Here is a 20523-nt window from a genome sequence, read left to right as displayed (position 1 = left end):
GATCATGGAAGACGACAAAACAAATTCTGAAAATCCGCTCAAGGTAAACCGTAGACATTTCTTTTCGCAATTAAGTGTAGGAATCGGTTCTTTGGCTTTGGGCTCTTTGTTGATCCCGGACCTTTTTAAGGGTGGCCCTAAACCTTTGGCGAGTCAGCCATTAGGAATTCCCCATTTTGCCCCAAAAGCGAAACGGGTAATCTACTTGTTTCAATCCGGGGCTCCGTCCCAGTTGGAATCCTTTGATTATAAACCTACCCTTACCAAACGTATGGGTGAAGATTTGCCAGAATCTATCCGTAACGGCCAACGGCTTACCGGTATGACCTCTGGCCAGGATAAATTTCCCTTAATGCCTTCGGCCGCCAAGTTTGCCCAACATGGTAAAAGTGGAGCATGGGTAAGCGAGTTTTTTCCGCATATTGCCAAAATTTCCGATGAGATCTGTATAGTAAGAAGTATGCATACCGAGGCCATAAACCACGATCCGGCCATCACTTTTTTTCAAACGGGAAGTCAGCAATCGGGGAGGCCGAGTATGGGCTCCTGGATGAGCTATGGGTTGGGAAGTGAAAATCAAAATTTGCCTTCTTTTGTTGTGCTTACTTCAAGGGGCAAGGGAAATAGCCAAGGCTTATATTCCAAGCTTTGGTCCAGTGGATTCTTGGACTCCAAGCATCAAGGGGTACTGTTGCGCTCAGGGAAGGATCCTGTTCTCTATTTGAACGATCCCGATGGAATTTCGCGTTCCGATAAGCGCCATTTGTTGGACCATGTTTCTTCATTGAATAAAATACATCATGTTGAAACGGGCGACGACGAGATAGAATCAAGGATTGCCCAATATGAAATGGCCTATAGGATGCAAATGTCGGTGCCCGATGTTATGGATATTAAAAAAGAACCGGAATCCATCATTAAATTATATGGGGAGGATTCCCAAGTACCCGGGACTTATGCGGCCAATTGCCTTCAGGCCCGTAGGCTGGCTGAGAATGGGGTGCGCTTTATACAGTTATACCACCAAGGTTGGGACCAACACGGTAATCTACCGAATGAAATGGCCGGACAGGCCAAGGATGTGGATCAGGCATCTGCTGCCCTTATCCTGGATTTAAAACAACGTGGCATGTTGGAGGACACCTTGGTTATTTGGGGCGGGGAGTTTGGAAGGACCAATTATTGTCAAGGTAATTTTGATCCAAAAAATTACGGTAGGGACCATCACCCTAGGGCCTTCAGTATCTGGATGGCCGGTGGCGGTATAAAGCCCGGTATAACTTATGGGGAGACTGATGAATTTGGATACAATATTGTTAAAAATCCTGTTCATATCAATGATTTCCATGCCACTATCATGAATAATTTAGGACTGGATCACGAACAATTGATTTATAAATATCAGGGACGTCGCTTTAGGCTTACAGACGTTGCCGGTAATGTTGTAAATGATATCTTAACATAGTATATGGCTCAAAAAAATAGTTCTCCTTGGGTCGATTATGTTATTTTCGGTCTTACTGTATTTCTAGTTTTCTGTTTAATTTTTGAATCTTTTATTGATCTTCCAAGCCTCGTAGCCTGGTTGGGTCGCTGGCATCCTTTAATCCTGCATTTTCCAATTGTATTATTATTAATGGCCGCTGTTATTGGTCTTTTCAATCAAATAGTTCCTAAATTGTTACTTACGGTTGCCACACTTTCCGCGCTGGTTACCGCCATTACGGGATTCTTTTTGGGGACTGAATCCGTACCCAAGGGCGACCTTCTTTTTTGGCACCAATGGATGGGGGCCGGGGTGGCTATTTTGGCAGTTGTGTGGTATTGGGTGAGTACCAATCATTTACAGCAGACTTATTTGGTGAAGGGAATACAGGTGGTATTGATTGTTTTAATAGGACTCACGGGCCACTACGGGGGAATGATTACACATGGGGAAGACTTTTTGGCTTTGCCTAGAAGTGAAAAATTGGAGAAGATTCCAGAAAACCCGTTGATTTATGAGCATATAGTATACAGGGTGTTGGACAATAATTGTGTAGCCTGCCATAATCCGAATAAAATTAAGGGGGAGCTTTTAATGACCAGTATAAGCGAGCTTATCAAAGGAGGTGAAAGTGGCCCCGCTTTGGTGGTTGGAAATCCAGGGGAGAGTGAACTTATCAGGCGCTTACATTTGCCAATGGAAGATGAGGAACATATGCCGCCTGAGGGCAAGAAACCATTGTCCGATAACGAAATACAAATATTGGAACGTTGGATAGCCTTGGGAGCCTCTGATACCCTAAAATTAAGCCATTTGGATAACGATGAACCATTGGTAGGAATGGTTAGAAAGATGATGGAACCCGGAACAATAAATTCATGGGCAAAACTTCCCAAGGTAGCGGACAGTACCCTTCAAAATTTGGCCTCGGATTATGTTACCATTAAAAGGATAGCCAGTAATTCCCAGGCGCTGAGCGTTTCCGTGTACTTACCTCCAGAATACGATCCTAAAAATATTACAGATTTAAAGCGGATTTCCAATAATATCATAGAATTGGATCTGAGCGGAATCCCTATTGGTCAAAAGGAAATGGACCTAGTGGCCATGTGCAAGAATTTGGAATGGTTGGAGATAGATAGAACTCCTGTAACAGATACAGAGTTCAAGAAGTTAATTGGTAATACGGGTTTAAGGGTCCTAAAGGCATATGAAACGAACATTAGTGATGAAAGTGTTGCTGTTCTAAAGGATTTCAAGGGTCTTAGAAGTCTTTATGTATGGGAGACCAAAATTTCTGAAGGGGGACTCACTGAGCTGAAAGAAGCATTGCCCAATTTACATTTGGACTACGGAATTGATCCAGAACTAAAAATTGAATTTATAGAGAAAGATACTATTGTGGAGAGTAAAGAGTAATTTCGTAATCGGATTTACAATTTACCATCAGAACTATGTCTAAAGCTTTGCATCTTCATTTTTTCATTAGTCTTTTTATCTTTCATTCGTTACTGACGGCCCAGACAAGGTATGAGTATACCCACCAACAAATGGGGACCCAAATTGGTCTGGTGTTTTATTATAATGACAGGCAAAAGGCGGATTCCATAGCACAGCTGGTATTCGGGAGGATAGATGAATTGAATGCCACTCTAAGCAATTATCTTCCACAAAGCGAAATCAACCTCCTTGGTAAAAGTCCAAATATGAATGTGGCTGTGAGTGAAGACCTATTTCGCCTCATGAGTATTTCAGGGGACTATGCCAAAAGGACAAATGGGGCATTTGATATTACCCTTGGCCCACTCATTGAACTATGGAAAAAAGCTAGGGAAAACAGGCAAGTTCCTTCAATAGCTGAAATAAAGACCGCACAACAAAGAACCGGTTACGGCAAGGTGGAATTCCCGACCGGCAATACGGTAAGGTTAAAACAAGAAGGAATGCAATTGGACGTTGGCGGGATAGGAAAAGGATTTGCTGCCGATGAGGCCATTAGCCTGTTGAAGAGGAATGGTGTAAATGCGGCTTTGGTAGATATGGGTGGAGACGTTACGGTAAGTGGGCCCCCGCCCAATAGGGAATTTTGGGTTTTGGGGTTTAGTTATTACAGTGAAAACGGGGAAGAAGTATTCCAAAAAGTTAAGCTTAAAAATCAGGCCGTAGCCACCTCGGGAGATTTATATCAGTATGCGGTAATAGATGGGAAGCGGTACTCGCATATCATCAATCCTAAAAATGGTATGGCGTTGAGCAATAATATCCAGGTAACTGTTGTAGCACCCAATGGGACCATGGCAGATGCATATGCTTCCGCTTTAAGTGTTTTGGGAATTGAGGAAGGTATGAATATTGTCAAAAAAACACCTGATTTGGAGGCGTTTATGGTAGAAGACATCCCTGGAGAATACAAGAAGTGGAACAGTCCAGGATTTGTCAAATCTATTGTTGAAGATTAAAGAGAATTTTTCACTTGTAATAAATTAAAAAGTTCCTTCCCCTAGAAGGGGAAGGTGTCCCGGTCCACGTTTAGTGGAGTGGGACGGAAGGGGTGAAGAACGTTGGAAGGATTTATGTTCTGTCTTGGATCCCTTCCGTCTTTTGTCCCTGAAAAAGGCCCAAAATCCACCTTCCCTTGCCAAGGGAAGGAGCAAAAGATATTGTTGTTTTTAAGAAAATACGGGATAATTCTAGAAAAAATATGGAATAATGGGTTCCTTCCCCTAGAAGGGGACGGAAGGGGTGATGAATGTTGGAAGAATTTATGTACTGTCTTGGATCCCTTCCGTCTTTTGTCCCTGAAAAAGGTCCAAAATCCACCTTCCCTTGCCAAGGGAAGGAGCAAAAGATATTGTTGTTTTTAATAAAATAGGGGATAATGTTAGAAAAAATATGGAATAATGGGTTCCTTCCCCTAGAAGGGGACGGAAGGGGTGATGAATGTTGGAAGAATTTATGTACTGTCTTGGATCCCTTCCGTCTTTTGTCCCTGAAAAAGGTCCAAAATCCACCTTCCCTTGCCAAGGGAAGGAGCAAAAGGATTATTATATTTGGGATAGATATGAAGCCTAAAAAAATACATAATAGACCTGAAACCAAAATCAATAGATTAAAGCTTCGAAAAAGCCTGACTTCTGCAGAGGCCTTTCTTTGGAATGAATTAAAGGGTAAAAAATTGGAAGGCAGGAAATTTAGGAGACAACATAGTATTGGGGATTATATTACAGATTTCTATTGTGCACGGGAAAATTTGATAATAGAATTGGATGGGGAGGTTCATAACAATTTAATAGCTATTGATTATGACGAGAAAAGAACTGCCTTTTTCAATGTAAATGGTTTCAAGGTTGTGCGATTTGAAAATAAAATGGTTTTTGAAAATTTGCCAAGTGTTTTACAAGAAATATGCGAGTATTTTATTAATGAATAAAAATATATGGTTCCTTCCCCTTCTAGGGGAAGGTGTTCCGCTTCACCTCAAGTGAAGAGGAACGGAAGGGGTGATGAACGGTGGGTGGATTTTTGTTAAGTGCTGGATCCCTTCCGTCTTTTGTCCCTGAAAAAGGTCCAAAAGCCGCCTTCCCTTGGCAAGGGTAGGAGCATAAGTTATGTTATTCTTGTTTTTAATAAAATACGGGATAATGTTAGAAATAATATGGAATAATGGGTTCCTTCCCCTAGAAGGGGAAGGTGTCCCGGTCCACGTTTTAGTGGAGTTGGACGGAAGGGGTGAATAATGTTGGAAGGATTTATGTTCTGTGCTGGATCCCTTCCGTCTTTTGTCCCTGAAAATGCACGGATTTATATTGTAATATTGTAGCATAACAGTAGTTATATGAATATTAAGGACAGAATAAAACAATTGGCCCAGGCACACTCTTCAGAGTTTGTTAAGGTAAGGAGGCATCTGCACCAGTACCCCGAACTTTCCTTTCAAGAGCACCACACCTGTGCCTATGTGCGGGAACGGCTTTTGGAAATTGGGATCACCGAAATTGAATCTGTTGCCAAAACTGGTTTAATGGCTACAATAAATGGAAAGGCTTCGGGCAAAACCATCCTTTTAAGGGCAGATATGGATGCCCTTCCCATACAAGAAGAAAATACTGTGGAATACGCCTCCCAAAATAATGGGATTATGCATGCCTGTGGACATGATGTACACATGACTTCCCTCTTGCTGACCACTAAAATTCTTTGGGAGCTTAGGAAAGATTTTTCTGGAACGGTAAAATTATTATTTCAACCAGGGGAGGAATTGATGCCCGGTGGGGCTACCTTGGTAATGAAAGAGACTGCCTATAATGCCTTGGGGCCAATTCCCCATTTAGGACAACACGTAATGCCCAACCTTCCTGCCGGGAAAGTAGGTTTTAGATCTGGACTATTTATGGCCAGTATGGATGAGATTTATATCACCATTATTGGAAAAGGCGGTCATGCCGCCGTGCCAGAAGAATGTATAGACCCTATTCTCATTGCATCCCATGTTATTGTGGCGGCCCAGCAGGTGGTTAGCAGAATGGCATCGCCCAAAACTCCCAGCGTCTTGTCCTTTGGTCGTATTATTGGGGATGGTGCCAATAATGTTATCCCGGACAAGGTAACCATTGAGGGTACTTTTAGGACCTATGATGAGGTATGGAGGACAGAGGCGATTGAAAAACTCACTAATTTGGTGAAATCCATCGTAGAAGGTATGGGAGCAGAATGCATAGTAGATATACCAAGGGGATACCCACATTTAAAAAATGATGTGGAATTGACGAATGCTATGAAGAAGGGAGCAATAGACTACCTTGGGTCTAACAATGTGGAAGACCTGGATTTATGGATGGCTGCCGAGGATTTTGCTTATTATTCCCAACAAAATAAGGCCTGTTTTTATTTGTTGGGCGTAGGGAATACGGAAAAGGGCATTACCTCTGGCTTACATACCCCAACCTTCAATATAGATGAATCGGCATTGGAAACAGGAGGTGGATTAATGGCCTGGCTGGCTTTGCAGTCACTGCTATAACCGAAAAATTAGTTCAGTTGGGATAACCTGTTCACCAGTTTTCCTACAGTTAAACCCTGCACCAGTATAGAAAAGACAACAACATAGGTAATGATCAAGAAAATGTCCCGATGCCAAGGTAATGGAAATCCCACCTTTTAATATGCCCCAGGTGATAACTATGTTTTCAAGTTAAGGATAGAATAAATTTTTGGCATAATGACAACCAACTAATGTTTTGATTACTTTTAAGCCTTACCATTGGTAATTATAGTATGAAAAACTATTTGCAGTATTTTATTAGTTTTCTGTTTGTGCTACTGATCTACGGTATTCACATGTTACCAGTTTCAGATAGTATGTTGAATGAAAACAACACCGAACTTTCCAATGTTTTTTTAGCTTCCCAAATTAGATATCATCAGGAATTTGCACCCTTTGCCAGACGCCCGCTGACATCCATGTTAATCGAAGGGTCCTCGGGTATTTTTGGAATTACCCTAGGGGAGTCCTTTGTACTGGTAAACCTGTTATTGCTGTTTTTCAGTGGATTGTTGGTATATATCCTTTCCATTGCACTTAATGCTTCCAAGGGGCAGGCATTATTTAACCAAGTGTCTTATTTTTTGACATTTTCTATTCTATTCGCCTTTTTTCCACCCGTCTTCAGTTATGATGAGCCTCTTCAGTATTGTTTGATCATGCTTGGTATTTTGACCTTGATCCGTGAAAAGTGGTTATATTATATTCCTATATTTTTATTGGCAATTATTGCCAGGGAAAGTACTGTATTTCTTATGCCCGGATTGGCCATTATTTTTTCAGGTTTTAGTTTAAAGGCCAAGAATATGTGGTCCATGTCCGTAAAAAGAAAATTGCTCCTGCTATTTGTTCCCCTTCCGCTATACGCAATTTATTTGGGGACATTTTTGTGGACTACAGATATTTGGAAAGAAACGTCAGAGGTGGCCGCCAACAGGCTGAGCTGTTATTTTCAAAATTTTGGGACTTATGCCAGTTCTGTAGAATCTATAGTCTCTTTTTTCTTGGTTTTAGGTCCTGGTCTATATTTTCTTTATATGAGCAATAAGCCCAAGGTCTTTACTGCATTGGAAAAAAATTACGTTCAGGCTTTTTTACTGGCAGTGGTAATTAATACACCTATTGTAATGGTAGCTGCCTTGGCCAGGGAAACCAGATTATATGCCTTGCCACTTATTTTTTTATTGCCTATGGCCGGGCAATTGTTTGGAAAGGAATTGTTATCGCTTTTGAGAGTCAGAGTATATCTAAGAGGTCTAAAAGATTGGCGGTTTTTGCTGCTTTTGGGGTTCAGCTGTTATATAAACTATCTAGTTTCCTTTAAAATATACGTCCCCAGTTTCCCTCCCAAGGATAACTTTTTTAATGAATATCTCTTTATACTTTTGTTCATCGTGTCCGTCCACTTTTTGATTAATATTTTTGACAAATTGTATTTGAAAAAAGATCAAGTTGGAAAAGGGTGATCATCTCTAGGATAACAGGGATACCGAATCTTAAGCGGTAATCCAAGGCTTAAAAAGGGATCGGATCAAGTCTGGATTGCTCTATTGTTTCTTTGTTAATTAATACTCTATTGTTTCGCCTAAACCTGCGTAAATATAGTCTTCGCCATAAAAGTTGGACAAAATTTTAAAGGCGAGATGGCCTGTACAATGTGCGGGGGCAATTTTTTCTACCTTAAATTCATTCTTTATTACTTTCACCAGTTTAGTTGTTTGTTCTCTATTAAATGGTAGCATATGTAAGCCTCCATAGGCCAAACTTATTTTGTCCTGGGTTACCTCTTGTGTTTTCTGAAGGATATTTTCTATCCCTGTATGCGAACAGCCAACAATAAGCACTTGTCCATCTGCCGTTTTCAAGGCCAAGGACAATTCAGGAAGATTGGTGTTTTTACAAGCCTCTTTTTCCTGGTCGAATCCGCCTTCCACAAAACCTTTTCCAGGATAGCAAGAAAAATATCCCATATAGGATGAATTGGTTACAATTAACGTTAATCCTGGAAGAATTTCTTTGGAGGATTTTATGTATTCCATGTTAGAATTCCAAAATCTGCCAGTTTGTTCAATGGTGAATTTGGTGTCCCCTCCGTCAAAATACTGCATACGCGTTGGCAAGGAATCTTTTATTAGCGGTTCTTGACCTGTAGCATCAAATGCTACATCGGCACCCCAAAAAATATCAAATGGAAAATAGATTTTTACTGTTGGATTAATTTTTAACAAATAATCAAGTCCGTTTAAATGATCAAAATGTCCATGGGAGACAACCACTATATCTATCTGGGATAAATCTATATTTAGTTTGGAAATATTGTCCTTGAAAATGTCGGCATTCCCACCAGCATCAAATAGTATGGTCTTGCCCCTATAATTTGTGATACAGGAGAATCCAAAGTCTTTTGTAAGTTTCGGATTATTACCAAAGGCATCATAGAGATTGGTAATTGTCCTTTCCTTTATCTCCCTAAAGTGACCATTGGATGGCCTAGTGCCAATAAATATAAGACCCAAAAAAACCATTGCACCTAACAGGGCGAATTTCATTTTTTTCATTTTATGACGTTTAAATGTAAAATTCAAAAAGGGAGATGCTCTAATACTGAGGGAGGGAGTTGGCCCAATTTTTTTGTTAGAGAATAGAGCCTATTAAATGTAGCTATTTTTTAAATATATCATATTAAAACAGCGCCGTAAATTATTCTGTTAGAACGGAATGATTCCATATGTAATGGTTTGCTAAGCAGTATTTTATGCTCAACATAGGAATTAAAATAAGCGTTCCTTATTCTTAAGTATACGAATAGGTGTTTCGTAATCCTGTAAACCCTATTCCCTTATCTTCCTATGTATTACAGGTGCCACCAATTTGGGGTCATGGGGTAATGTGGATTGTTCAAATTCCAGTTTGTGTTCTTTTCCCAATTTATCATAGGATGCCAATACTAAATCTAAATAACGTTTTTCTATGATGCTTTTGTCACCGTCATTAATGTCATCATACTCGTATTCAGGCAGCGCCTTGTAGGCATAGACTTTGCCATTTTCAAAATTATATTCTTCAACACGATCCGTTACATCAATTCGAGTATACCCTAATTCAAATTGATCGAACAATGCCAATTCCTCATGGGTCAAGAAATACAAAGTACAGTTTAATCGTATGTCCTTATTCTCTATAATATTTAAAAAAATAGACTTTTCGTAAGGTATGGCGCTGTTATTTTTTAGATAAAAGGATTCATAGTTTATATATTCTGCGGGAAAATTTGGATCGTTATTGGGGGCTACAAAATTCCATGCACGCTGCAGACCGCTAAGATGTATCCAATAGATAGGATCTTCATATTTTCTACCTAGAATTTCCTCGAGGCTCTCCAATGAGGATAACATACCGTATCCGATCATTCCTACTTTGCCTTCTTGGATTTTTATAGTGGATTTTCCGTTCATTTGCTTACAACCTAAAATATTGATAATTAATAAGATATAATTTATATTGAAGAAGAGCGTTGCTTCCCTTTAATCAAATTTGTTGTGAATAAAGTCCATTTCAAGGTGTCTTGACGAAGATTTCTTTGCCAAATACTATGATGACAGAACACCCCAAATTTAGCTTAATTCAATAATTAAGTGAGAGACACTTTTTAAAATATTTCATCCAATGCCTTGGTCCTATAGTCGAATATTTCGTTAAGCTTTCCCTTTATAATAAGGGTGTTGGCAACACTCCCCAAGAGTCCCAAAGGAGGTTGGTAGCTTACAATATCTGTCATTAGGGTCCCCTTTTCCATTGGCTGTATCATATGCTGATGATGCCATATCTTGTATGGTCCAACCCGTTGTTCGTCCACAAAATAACTATTTTCCTTTAAATGGGTAATTTCGGTTACCCATGTTGTCTTTATTCCGAACAAGGGTGAAACCTTGTAGCTTATAATCATACCGGCGTACATTTCGGATGGTACATCGTTTGAAATGATATCAAAGCCCATATAATCCGGGGTTATTTTTTTTAGATTGGCGGGGTCGGAAATAAATTTCCATACTTCTTCCAAACTGGCATTGATTTCCTGTGTTTTTTTAAATTGATAAAATCCCATGCTTACTTAATTGAATTAATTAGAATTTGATTTCTTCCTTAATAATAAGGAAAATACTAGTGGCACAGTAGTAATTATTATTAAGGATAGGAAGATTAGTCCATAATTATTCTTGACCCAAGTAATTTCTCCGACAAAAAAACCTGTTAATAAGAAAAGGCTTATCCATAATACTGCACCTAAAATGGTATTTTTTAAGAATAAACGGCGATCCATATAGACCATACCGGCCAAAAAAGGAATATAGGTTCTAATGATCGGGAAAAAGCGACCTATAATTATGGCTCTTCCCCCGTGTTTGTCATAAAATTTCTGTGCTTTGGGCAAGCTTTTCATCAAGTAGTTTTTTAGAAAATAATTATTACTTCGTTCCAACTTTTCGCCCAAATATTTTCCAGCGGTAAAATTTAAATGGTTTCCGATAATGGCGGCTATAATAAGTATTACCAGCAATATCCAAATATTTAAATTCGTAGAGGCGGCTACCACTCCAGCGGAAAATAAAAGGCCGTCCCCCGGTAGAAATGGAAAGAATATAAGGCCGGTCTCGAGCATGATTATAAAAAAAAGTAGAAGATAGGCATTAAAAACATTATCGGCCACCAAGGCCAAAAGTGCATCATCTGTATGCAATATTATTTCGATTAACCTGTCCATCATAATTGAATTGTATCTTATTTGCTCCAGTTGAAAATAAGGTGAAAGGGTGGTAATTAGTACTGTGTTTGGGGTAAAATTATCCCCATAATAATGCCATGGCTACATTGGTGTAGTATCTGCGTCATGGGAAAAGAAACAATTTTCCATTGTAAAAAATAGATTATTAAATGTACGTAATATCTAGCGTGCAAAGTTGGGGAACGTATTAAATATTTTGTAAGGTTTAAGAAGTTTTTCTCAATCACTTTTAACTTGGCAAACTTATTTTGGGCTCAGTGCGGAATTTTTAGGGCAGCTTAGGCAAATTTCCGTAAAGTAGAATTTAGGTAAATTCAGAGCTTCCATTGTGGGCAATCGAGCCTTGAAAACAACTCTTCCAATTAAGTAGAATTCTTAATTCCACTGACATTCCAATACATTATATGTTCATTGGAAATGGCTAATGTGCGGTAATGACAAGGTGGGCAAAAAGTAAAAAACCATAGTCGCGCCTTGGGCTGCTTGACTACGGTTTTTATGAATAAAATATTTTGGTTTTAAACCCTTCGCGCTTGTGTTTTTAGAAGGTGCTAATAGACCTTAGTTCTGTTTTATTCTGAAATTAAACAAAGGTAATGCCCTGTTTTGCACATATCTCTGCAACCTTCGGAAAGTCTGGGGGTCCAGGTGGTAATTGGGATAATTCAGTGAACATATGTTCTATCCCTGCAGGGAAGGCAGAGGTAATCATTTTGGCCTTTTCCGTACCCACAACTGTCCAGGAATGAGGGATGTTTTTTGGGGCAAAGGCCACATCGCCCTCATTTAAAATTGTGGTGGTTCCATCAACCATTATTTCTACCTGCCCTTTAATGACTCTAAAGATTTCATCTTCGCGGGTATGGATGTGCGGAGGTATACCTACCCCTGGTTCAACATTGTCTACCCATTCCACAATCTGGTTTCCAGTTTCGCTACCAACAAGTTTATGTGTTTGTATATCCCCTATTACATTTAAAGCATTTCCTTCTTCGTCCCTGATGACCTTGGGTACCAATTTATCCGAATAGTCGCCATCTCCAGTTGATGATTGACATTGTACCAATCCTGGGACCAACGCAAATCCCAATCCTACTCCTGTTGTCTTTAAAAATTTTTTCCTGTCCATAATATTGTTTTTAGTAGTAGCAACTTACAATATTAGGTAGCGCAAGGGAATGCGAAAAACGGGGTAAATCCTTAGATTTTATAGGATTTAGTTCTGTCTGAGCATAGACGGAGTGACCCCAGTGTGCTTTTTAAAGAAATAGCTGAAATAATCAGGGGAGGAGAAGCCCAATTCAAAACATATTTCTTTTACGGTCTTATCCGTAAATTTTAAAGCGTGCCTTGAAGTCATTATTCTTTTCTCGGTTATAACCGCCTTGGCATTTACACCAATGGTTTCTTTTATGCATTCATTTAAATAGTTGTCTGAAACATTGAGCAGATCCGCATAGTCACTCACTTTATGGTACTTGGCAAACCACTTGTCCACCAGTTTTTTGAATTTATAGACGATTGCCTTTTTTGCATCGTTTTCCGAAATAACGGATTTGATATTGCACTGACCATCACAATAGACAAAAATGGTATTCAAGAGGGAAATTATGGCATCGTCCTTATGGTTCAGTTCAGAACCGATCAGTTCATCAAGCATTTCCAAAATAGACTGAATTCTTTTTTCAATACCCGGGGATAAATTGATTTTGGGGATTTCCTCCGTGGTAAAAAGCCTGATTTCATTTATATGTAGTTTGCTCAATAAGGGATTGTCCAGTATTTCCTTAGACAAGTACAGTATATATCCGGAAGATGTGGTGCTATTTTCTTTTGAAATTTTCCAATTGATACTAGGGTGAAGAAAGAAAATTGAATTAGATACATTATTGTAGGAAACCCTGTCTATTTCAAGGGATTTTACTCCGTTCTGAATCCAAAAAACAGAATAATATTTTCCGTCCTTTTCAGAAACGGTCTTATTTGTTATTCTCGATATTTTTATGGCTTCTGGATTCATAAAGTCGGCTTTAGGCCGTGTTAAATGGAATCATTTTTGGAAACTTGTTTAATGATTAAAAAATCCCATATATAAATATGCGAAAACTTTGGGGGATTAACAAGGTTGGGGAATCATATCTACTTAGAATCGACCTTTTGTAACCGGTTGTTATAGAATGTCGATGATACCTCTATTGATCCGACCATACTGCAAGCTCATTGCCGGAAGGGTCACTAAAATGGAACCTACGACCTCCTGGAAAAGAAAAAATATCCTTGGTAATATCACCACCAGCCTCGATTATTTTATCCCTTACGAACACAAGATTTTTGTGATATAAAATTACCAGGGCACCGTTCACTATTTCATTTTCAGTCTTTTCAAATCCTCCTTCCAATCCACTATCCGAAAAGGCGATATAGGTAGGGCCATAGTCCGTAAAGGTCCAATTAAAGGCTGCAGTGTAGAATTTTTTAGTTTTTTCAAGGTCTTTGGCCTTGAGCTCTACATAGTTGATGTGGTTGTCTTTTGCTGTCATTTAATTAGGTTTTTTTGAATGCAGTTTGAATGATAGTTAAATTTAGTTTCCATTTAGGTTGGGACCAAACCCATTGATTCAATCTTAACTTATTTTGTGGTTAATTTTTGATGCATTTCCTTTCCTTCCCTAACTATTATTTCAATGATTTCCTCTATGTCTTTTTTAGAGGTCCTAAAATTTACAATACAGCCGCGTAAGCAATATTTATGATTTACTATGGCGTTGGAGAGAAATACCTGGCCACCTAGTTGCAGCTTATCCAATAGGGCCTCATTTAAGGTGTTTAAATATTTTTCATTCCCATCGGATTTATCCCCGTAACCAAATGGCACATACCTCAGGGTGGTAATACTCAAATTCTGGGTTATAGCTTCCAATTCCTCATGATTTACTGCCAATTGGAAAAGTAATTGGGACAGTTCAATATCTTCTCGAATTATTTTTAAATATCCATTTCTTCCTAATTGTTTTAATGCCATCCAAACTTTTAAAGCTCTAAATCCACGTGAGTTTTGAAGTCCATATTCATAAAAATTCTGAGCTGTTCCCTGTTCGTTTTTGCTAAAATTATAATATTCGGGATGCGAACTATAGGTGTCTGTAAGGTGTTTGGGGTTTTTGACCAGGGTACACCCAGCTTCTAAGGGACTATAGAGCCATTTATGCGGGTCCAGTGCTAAGGAATCTGCCTCTTTAATGCCTTGGAACATTTGTTTTAATTCTGGAACAATAGCGGCAGGTATGCCATAGGCCCCATCTATATGGAACCATAAATTATAAGTCTTACATATAGATGCAATGCCGTTTAGGTTATCTACAGCCCCTGTACTTACATCTCCTGCAGTTCCTACAATCATAAATGGTTGATGGCCATCTTTCAAATCCTTTTTTATGGCTTTTTCCAAGAGATCGTTGTCCATTTTATTGGAGGCGTCGGTTGGGATCCATCTGGTAGACTTTGAACCATGGCCAAAAAGAATAGCTGCTTTTTCCACCCAGGTATGTGTAGTTTTTGAACAATAGATCAATAATTTTTTTGAAGTTGAGGTCAGGCCGTCTTCCTTTATGTTTTTTGGGGCCTTGGCAGTTCGCGCTGCTAAAAATGCAGTAAAATTGGCCATGTTGCCTCCACTTACCAATATTCCGCCATAGTCTGGCCCGACCCCAATAAATTCAGCCAGCCATTGTACGGTTTGCCTTTCAATTTCTGTGGCCATGGGGCTCAAAATATGTGCACCCACATTGGGGTTTACCGAAGCCGCCAATAAATCGGCCAGCATGCCGATAGGTGTAGGGGAGGAGGTAATATAGCCCATAAATTTTGGATGCCCGTTGAGCAGGGAATGGTCCATCAATAAATCGGTGGCATTGGAAATAATATCTTTTGCGTCACTACCGTTGTCCGGAAGGGAAGAAACGCCCAGTATTTTTTGTAGTGCTTGGGGTCCCTCTCCCAGGGTAACAGGTTTTTCATCAATTGTGTCCAAGAATCCAGCTATCTTATCTATTAGCTGATAACCGAGATTTTTGAACTGTTCTTTTTTTATTTCCAGTGCTGAATCTCGATTATTGGTCATAACGTTAAAGGAATTAATTATTGGTGAATTCATTTTTTCAGCAAATTATTAGTGCTGTATTCCATTCAGGAGGGGTATTATTTTTTGTTTCAAACTATATGAAGGCCCACTCAAGTATTTTACCTGTTATTCAAAATACATGTTGATCTCATCAGCAATGAGTCTATGCCCTTCAGCATTTGGATGATTTACTTGCGACATAAATTTTGAAATACTGTCTCCAGCAATCGCTTTTTCTTTGAATATTTCGAAACTATCCACAAGGCCGATCCCATTTTCCTTTGCTAAGCTTTGAATTTGTTTTTGATGCTGTTCCAGTACATTATTTGCTTCCAACATGTTTATGCGTTGGTCAGGGGAGGGAGTTAAAAGTATTATTTTAATGTTTCTCTTCAAAGCTTTTTGGATCATATTGTTCCAGGCCTCATAGGACTTTTCCAGTCCGATCCCGGTATCGTTTAAGGCATAATCCAAGAAAAGCACATCTGGGTTGTGGATCAGGACTTCGGGCTCAAATCGTTCCGCCCCGCAAACAGAATTCTCTCCGCCAATGGAAGTATTAATCATGTTAACTACTGCAAAGGGGTAGTGTTGCTTTATTGTTTGTAACACTAGAAAAGGGTAGGATTCCAAGGTGTTGACAATTGGGGTCTTAAAATAGCCCGCTGGAACCGAATGACCGTGAAAAACCAAATTGATAGTCCTATTGTTGGGCCATTTTTTGGTGAGTTCTACTTTAATGTCCTTCAAGTAATCTGAATTCGATGCTATCTCATTTTGAGCGTACGTATGCCATGAAAATAATATCAATAGTAATAAGATGAAGTTCAATTTTTTCATTTTAATATGTGTTCCATCAATTTGGGTATAAAAGTCTAAGTCACTAATAAACTACAATAAATACTTATTATAGTAACTCCATTTTTATCCAAAAATTCCATGTTATAAATAAGGTTATGAAAAGTGCGATTCCATAAAAAATAAGAATGGTAATCATTCTTAATAGAGTTTTTGACCAGCTCCTTTTATAGAGATGTAATTTGCCGAAAAATAAGTAAATAGGAATGGAGGCTATTAGGTAATTCTCGGGATAATATGCCCGAATTGGGAATATAAGTTTAAAGCAAATTATAAGTACAAATAGGAGAAAAACAAAAGTATGTTGATTAATGGCAAGGACAAGATGGCTGTAATAATACTTTTTACTTTTTCTAAATAACAGCCATAGGAAGAAGGCGTAAACGGGCATAAGAAAAAACAGGGACCATGATACAAACTTAAGAAAACTGTCCATGTACATTTTGGGGTTATTTAGAACCTTTGAAAGGGCATTGGTCAATTTCTTTGGGCTAACAGATCTATCGCTAATATTTATTTCGTTAGTTTTTAGGGAATCGGTCTCTGGATTAAGTGAGTCTATTTGACCGTTGAATGATAAATTTATTTCATTTCTGACTTTTTCACTGATCTGAATTTGACTTCCGGCATAAATAGACAATAATAAAAAGAATAAGAAACTTACAAATATATAGAGCCTAAAGGGGGACATATACCTTGCCCTATGGCCATTGAGATATTCCTCTACAAATTTACCTGGACGAAAAATTAAGGATGACATGGATTTCCATAACCTAGTATCGAAGGCGAAAATATTCCCTACGAGATCAACGATCAAAAAACGAAATGGCTTTTCAAATTCATAGACAGATTGGCCACAATTGGGGCAAAATTTACCCTTAAATTGAGTTTTACAGTTTTTGCATGCCGTATTATTTAATTCCGTTTCTTTGGAATTCTTTTCTATTTTCTCCGTCATTTTTTTAAGTTATTAACTGTGGGCAATGCTTCAAATAGACAATTCCTAATATCAGGGTAATAAAGACCTATTGGTGTTATCTAAATTCATGCTGTTTTTGGAAATGGCTTTTCTGATCTAGCAGTAAAATAACGATTCGTTAATACCCGGTAATTTCTTTTAGTTTGTTGAAAAAAGCCTTTTTTCGATCTGAACTAATAGTCCAATCCACTGGGACACTTTGAAAACCTGCAGAATAATCCTCCCCTTTCATTCTAAAATCGAAGTAACCCCATGAAGTGTACGATTCTGTGGCAGAGAGAAAATTATAGGACTCCTTGTCAAAATCAAAATGATCGTCCTCATTGAATAGTATGGGCTTGGCAGAATAACTTTCGGATTGTCTAACCAATGCAACCATCTCTTCTATTCTTTTTGGATCATTTACCCCGTTGCCATGTAATAGCACAAAATCCGAGGCGGCAATAACCTCTGAGGAGGGAATTTTATTACCGCCATAACTGGTGCTTACCAAGAGTTTGTTCCCACTTATTTCCTGAACCCTTTTTATTAATTCATGGACGCGTTGCGGCTGCAATATGGTATGGTCATATTTAACATCACATTCGTTATTAATCTCTATCAGAATGTTTTTATAGCCTTTTTGTAAAATCCAATTTGATATGTTATCAACTGCATTTACTACAGCTTGTTCATCTTTTAATTGTTCATCCTGACCAAAATAAAAATAGCCCAATATAACTACCATGCCAAGTTCATTGGACTTATTCAATATTTTTTCAAGTCTAGTCAGGTAATCTTCCCTTAGGTTGCCCAAACTGTCGAAGGTTGAGTTGATCCACCCGTGATTGCCATAGCCCAACGGACTTCCGCCTTGCAGGTTAAGGGTAAAGGATAACAGGCCATGGGCCTTCCAATCCTTCATGGCGTTGACAAATTCTGTGGTGTTCCTATCCGCATCCCATTTGCCCGAATCCGGATATTTAAAATTATCCCGGGTGTTGCTATTAAGATCATCGAATATTCCTTGGACCATTCGCGAATTAAAAAGTAAGCCTTCAATTTTATTGCCTTTCCAGTATCTATTTTTATAGGTTATTTGATTGTTGATGTAAAACTGCTCTCCTTGGATACTTACAGAAGTTTTAGTGGGTTTGTAGGTAAAGGAACATAGGCTAATTGTGGATAATAGTATAGCCACAGTGAAAATGTATTTCATTCTTATTTTTTAAATAAATTCTCTATTTTATGGAATTGCTTGTTTAAATGTAGGGAATTTTTGTGTTGTTACGCCAGTGTTTAAATTTTTGCGCCTACTTTCTGTAAGCTCTGTATAAACTAATAATCAATTGGCAAACAGTATTTTGTATCTGAAAAATCTAAAAAACGGCCCTTGCTATGCCTGTCAATAATAAGGTTCTAATTATGAGTAGTATTTTTAAGGATTGAAATTATATACCCCAAAGTAGTGGCTTGGCAGGTTTAAAAAATAGAGGATATTGCTATTCTGAACTTCCTTTCTTTATCTTTGCGACCTATTTGATAAAAAGAAAGTATATGATCTCGAGCAACGAATATTTTGAAGGAACGGTAAAATCGTTAGGGTACACCTCCGCTACAGGAAAATCTACCATAGGGGTAATGGAGCCCGGCGAATATGAATTTGGCACTTCCGCAAAAGAAAATATGATTGTAGTAGAAGGGGAACTAATAGCCCTACTGCCAAATGAAACGGAATGGAAATCCTTTAAGTCGGGCACTTCTTTTAAAGTAGCGGCAAATACTTCTTTTAAAGTGAAATCGGTAGGTCAAACTTCCTATCTATGTCAATACGAGTAGACTAATATTTCCAATTAGGAATTTTTGGTTCCTATTTTTAAGGGCGTTTCACTCAAATAAATTCGGAGAGTAAAGAAGTTTCACATAATCTGGTTGAATTCCAGTTTTTCCCCATCCAAACCCCTTATTGCGAAATATTTGCAGCCCTTTTCCCAAAAGTCCAGGAAAACGGGTTTCTCCTCTACCATGGTAAAACCGGCTTCCTTTAGTTCGTGAAAAGCCTTGTCCACATCGGCCACATCAAAGGCAATATGGTCTACATGGCCATCTTTCCTCGATCTAAGTTCGTCCATCTCCTTCCTGGTCACCTGATATAGTTCAATAATTACTCCCTTTTGTTCCATCATGGCTACGAGTATGGTGTCATTTTCTTCAGGCACATCTACTTGTGAGGCCATAATTCTTTTAAATCCTAGCGATCTATAAAACGCTATGGAAGCCTCAAGATTTGAAACGGGCACACCAAGGTGCTGTAGCCCGTTAAAATTGTCTTGGAGAAGTGGGATATTACGGCTCATTGATAGAGGTTTGTTCAATATGGTAAGATAGCAATTTTATTGTTGTACTTCTTCGGAGTTTTCCTTCTTTGGTTTTTGGCTATTAATTTTCACATAAATATGTGATTGTCGGCATCACACTTTCTTTATTCCTTTGTCAAGTGTATTTAAATCTCTGTACCATGTTTATATGGGCGTCGGATTAAAAACTAAATGCCCAAATATCCTTAATGTAAAATCAAAATTAAAAGTTCATGAAAAAAACAATTTTTGCGTTTGTCGTTCTTGGTATAATGGCAATCGCTTGCAACTCTCCCAAACAAAAGGAATTGGCAAAAGCAGATCTGCCCAGCGCCGCCGATAGGATAGAACGCGGGGAGTTTTTGGTGGCTACCTTAGGGTGCAACGATTGCCACTCCCCAAAAGTTATGACCCCAAGGGGTCCTGTACCGGATCCCAACAGATTGCTGTCTGGACATGATTCCAATGAAACTTTGCCTGAATATGATCCCCAGTCGGTAGGGGGATACGTGCTTTTCAATATGAACGGAACTGCAGCAATTGGACCTTGGGGCACCTCCTTTGCCGGTAATTTAACCCCGGATGCTACGGGTATAGGGTTTTGGTCCGAGGAGCAATTTGTAAAGTCCATAAAAGAGGGGAAATACAAAGGACTGGACAATAGTAGGTCACTATTGCCCCCAATGCCATGGGAAGGATATTCGAAATTGCCAGATGAGGATCTAAAGGCTATATACGCCTATTTAAAAAGCATAAAGCCCGTTAAGAATATAGTGCCACAGGCAATCTTGCCCGGAATATAGACAATTTTTCAACCATAAATTTTAAGGATTATTTTGGATTGCAACGGTGCCATTCTACAATTGTTAAAAAATTGAGAGCCAAACATACAAGTGAATGGCACCGTAATTATTCTTCAC

The 20523-nt window shown here is 38.7% G+C and carries 20 protein-coding genes and 1 pseudogene; 8 read left to right on the top strand and 13 right to left on the bottom strand.

Translation table 11 applies throughout. From position 1 onward, the window contains the following. Positions 1 to 4 precede the first annotated feature (4 nt). The 5 genes from U735_RS0119405 to U735_RS0119375 all read left to right on the top strand — a co-directional run bounded on the left by U735_RS0119405 (position 5) and on the right by U735_RS0119375 (position 6506). A complete protein-coding gene (locus tag U735_RS0119405) occupies positions 5 to 1465 on the top strand; it encodes a DUF1501 domain-containing protein (RefSeq protein WP_031445402.1) in 1461 nt (486 codons plus the stop codon). A 171-nt stretch (positions 1466 to 1636) separates the two neighbouring features. Beyond that, the gene (locus U735_RS0119400; protein WP_031445401.1) at positions 1637 to 2905 is read left to right on the top strand and encodes a c-type cytochrome domain-containing protein; all 1269 of its coding nucleotides are present in this window, start codon (positions 1637 to 1639) and stop codon (positions 2903 to 2905) included. A gap of 35 nt (positions 2906 to 2940) precedes the next feature. Continuing rightward, the gene (locus U735_RS0119395) at positions 2941 to 3945 is read left to right on the top strand and encodes an FAD:protein FMN transferase (protein WP_051892256.1); all 1005 of its coding nucleotides are present in this window, start codon (positions 2941 to 2943) and stop codon (positions 3943 to 3945) included. A 419-nt stretch (positions 3946 to 4364) separates the two neighbouring features. Next, positions 4365 to 4916: an endonuclease domain-containing protein gene (locus U735_RS0119385; RefSeq protein ID WP_316933025.1), complete on the top strand. Its 552-nt coding sequence runs from the start codon at positions 4365 to 4367 to the stop codon at positions 4914 to 4916. Between the two features lie 405 nt (positions 4917 to 5321). After that, a complete protein-coding gene (locus U735_RS0119375) occupies positions 5322 to 6506 on the top strand; it encodes a M20 metallopeptidase family protein (protein WP_031445396.1) in 1185 nt (394 codons plus the stop codon). A gap of 8 nt (positions 6507 to 6514) precedes the next feature. Here the strand turns inward: U735_RS0119375 and U735_RS26030 are convergent. After that, a pseudogene (locus U735_RS26030) lies at positions 6515 to 6671 on the bottom strand (cation:proton antiporter); the annotation flags it as partial. Between the two features lie 89 nt (positions 6672 to 6760). On the opposite strand from U735_RS26030, the gene U735_RS0119370 reads away from it, so the two are divergent. Continuing rightward, positions 6761 to 7993 carry a hypothetical protein gene (locus tag U735_RS0119370; protein WP_031445395.1) on the top strand — a complete coding sequence of 411 codons (1233 nt, stop codon included), beginning with the start codon at positions 6761 to 6763 and terminating at the stop codon, positions 7991 to 7993. Positions 7994 to 8092: 99 nt separating this feature from the next. Here U735_RS0119370 and U735_RS0119365 read toward each other — a convergent pair whose 3' ends face one another. The 11 genes from U735_RS0119365 to U735_RS0119315 form a co-directional block, all read right to left on the bottom strand. Continuing rightward, positions 8093 to 9085 (bottom strand): MBL fold metallo-hydrolase, encoded by a 993-nt coding sequence (locus U735_RS0119365; RefSeq protein WP_051892255.1) that lies wholly within the window; start codon positions 9083 to 9085, stop codon positions 8093 to 8095. Positions 9086 to 9358: 273 nt separating this feature from the next. Continuing rightward, positions 9359 to 9982 (bottom strand): hypothetical protein, encoded by a 624-nt coding sequence (locus tag U735_RS0119360; protein ID WP_031445393.1) that lies wholly within the window; start codon positions 9980 to 9982, stop codon positions 9359 to 9361. Between the two features lie 194 nt (positions 9983 to 10176). Beyond that, the gene (locus U735_RS0119355) at positions 10177 to 10632 is read right to left on the bottom strand and encodes an SRPBCC family protein (protein ID WP_031445392.1); all 456 of its coding nucleotides are present in this window, start codon (positions 10630 to 10632) and stop codon (positions 10177 to 10179) included. A gap of 15 nt (positions 10633 to 10647) precedes the next feature. After that, positions 10648 to 11292 (bottom strand): VTT domain-containing protein, encoded by a 645-nt coding sequence (locus U735_RS0119350; RefSeq protein ID WP_031445391.1) that lies wholly within the window; start codon positions 11290 to 11292, stop codon positions 10648 to 10650. Between the two features lie 601 nt (positions 11293 to 11893). Beyond that, entirely contained in the window at positions 11894 to 12439 is a 546-nt protein-coding gene (locus U735_RS0119345) for a cupin domain-containing protein (protein WP_031445390.1), read from the bottom strand. Between the two features lie 87 nt (positions 12440 to 12526). Then, complete coding sequence (locus U735_RS0119340; protein ID WP_031445389.1) at positions 12527 to 13330, bottom strand: helix-turn-helix domain-containing protein; 804 nt, start codon at positions 13328 to 13330, stop codon at positions 12527 to 12529. A gap of 172 nt (positions 13331 to 13502) precedes the next feature. Beyond that, entirely contained in the window at positions 13503 to 13850 is a 348-nt protein-coding gene (locus tag U735_RS0119335; RefSeq protein ID WP_031445388.1) for a VOC family protein, read from the bottom strand. An 89-nt stretch (positions 13851 to 13939) separates the two neighbouring features. Further along, the gene (locus U735_RS0119330) at positions 13940 to 15463 is read right to left on the bottom strand and encodes a pyridoxal phosphate-dependent decarboxylase family protein (RefSeq protein ID WP_232233292.1); all 1524 of its coding nucleotides are present in this window, start codon (positions 15461 to 15463) and stop codon (positions 13940 to 13942) included. A gap of 93 nt (positions 15464 to 15556) precedes the next feature. Then, on the bottom strand, positions 15557 to 16270 hold the full coding sequence (locus tag U735_RS0119325; RefSeq protein WP_031445386.1) for an SGNH/GDSL hydrolase family protein: 714 nt from the start codon (positions 16268 to 16270) through the stop codon (positions 15557 to 15559). A gap of 67 nt (positions 16271 to 16337) precedes the next feature. Then, the gene (locus U735_RS0119320) at positions 16338 to 17246 is read right to left on the bottom strand and encodes a DUF3667 domain-containing protein (protein WP_031445385.1); all 909 of its coding nucleotides are present in this window, start codon (positions 17244 to 17246) and stop codon (positions 16338 to 16340) included. 139 nt (positions 17247 to 17385) lie between these two features. Beyond that, positions 17386 to 18465, bottom strand: coding sequence for a hypothetical protein (locus U735_RS0119315; protein ID WP_031445384.1), 1080 nt, complete (start codon positions 18463 to 18465; stop codon positions 17386 to 17388). Between the two features lie 338 nt (positions 18466 to 18803). Between U735_RS0119315 and ppnP the strand changes: the two genes are divergently transcribed. Continuing rightward, on the top strand, positions 18804 to 19085 hold the full coding sequence (gene ppnP, locus U735_RS0119310) for a pyrimidine/purine nucleoside phosphorylase (RefSeq protein WP_031445383.1): 282 nt from the start codon (positions 18804 to 18806) through the stop codon (positions 19083 to 19085). Between the two features lie 80 nt (positions 19086 to 19165). On the opposite strand, the gene U735_RS0119305 is transcribed toward ppnP, so the two are convergent. Next, entirely contained in the window at positions 19166 to 19603 is a 438-nt protein-coding gene (locus tag U735_RS0119305) for a VOC family protein (protein ID WP_031445382.1), read from the bottom strand. Between the two features lie 233 nt (positions 19604 to 19836). Between U735_RS0119305 and U735_RS0119300 the strand changes: the two genes are divergently transcribed. Then, complete coding sequence (locus tag U735_RS0119300; RefSeq protein ID WP_031445381.1) at positions 19837 to 20406, top strand: c-type cytochrome; 570 nt, start codon at positions 19837 to 19839, stop codon at positions 20404 to 20406. Positions 20407 to 20523 lie beyond the last annotated feature (117 nt).

Origin of the sequence: Arenibacter algicola (assembly GCF_000733925.1) — a bacterium.
In the GTDB taxonomy this organism is placed as follows: Bacteria; Bacteroidota; Bacteroidia; order Flavobacteriales; family Flavobacteriaceae; genus Arenibacter; species Arenibacter algicola.
The sequence above is the reverse complement of the archived record's forward strand: the minus strand, read 5'-3'. Positions and strand labels throughout refer to the sequence as shown.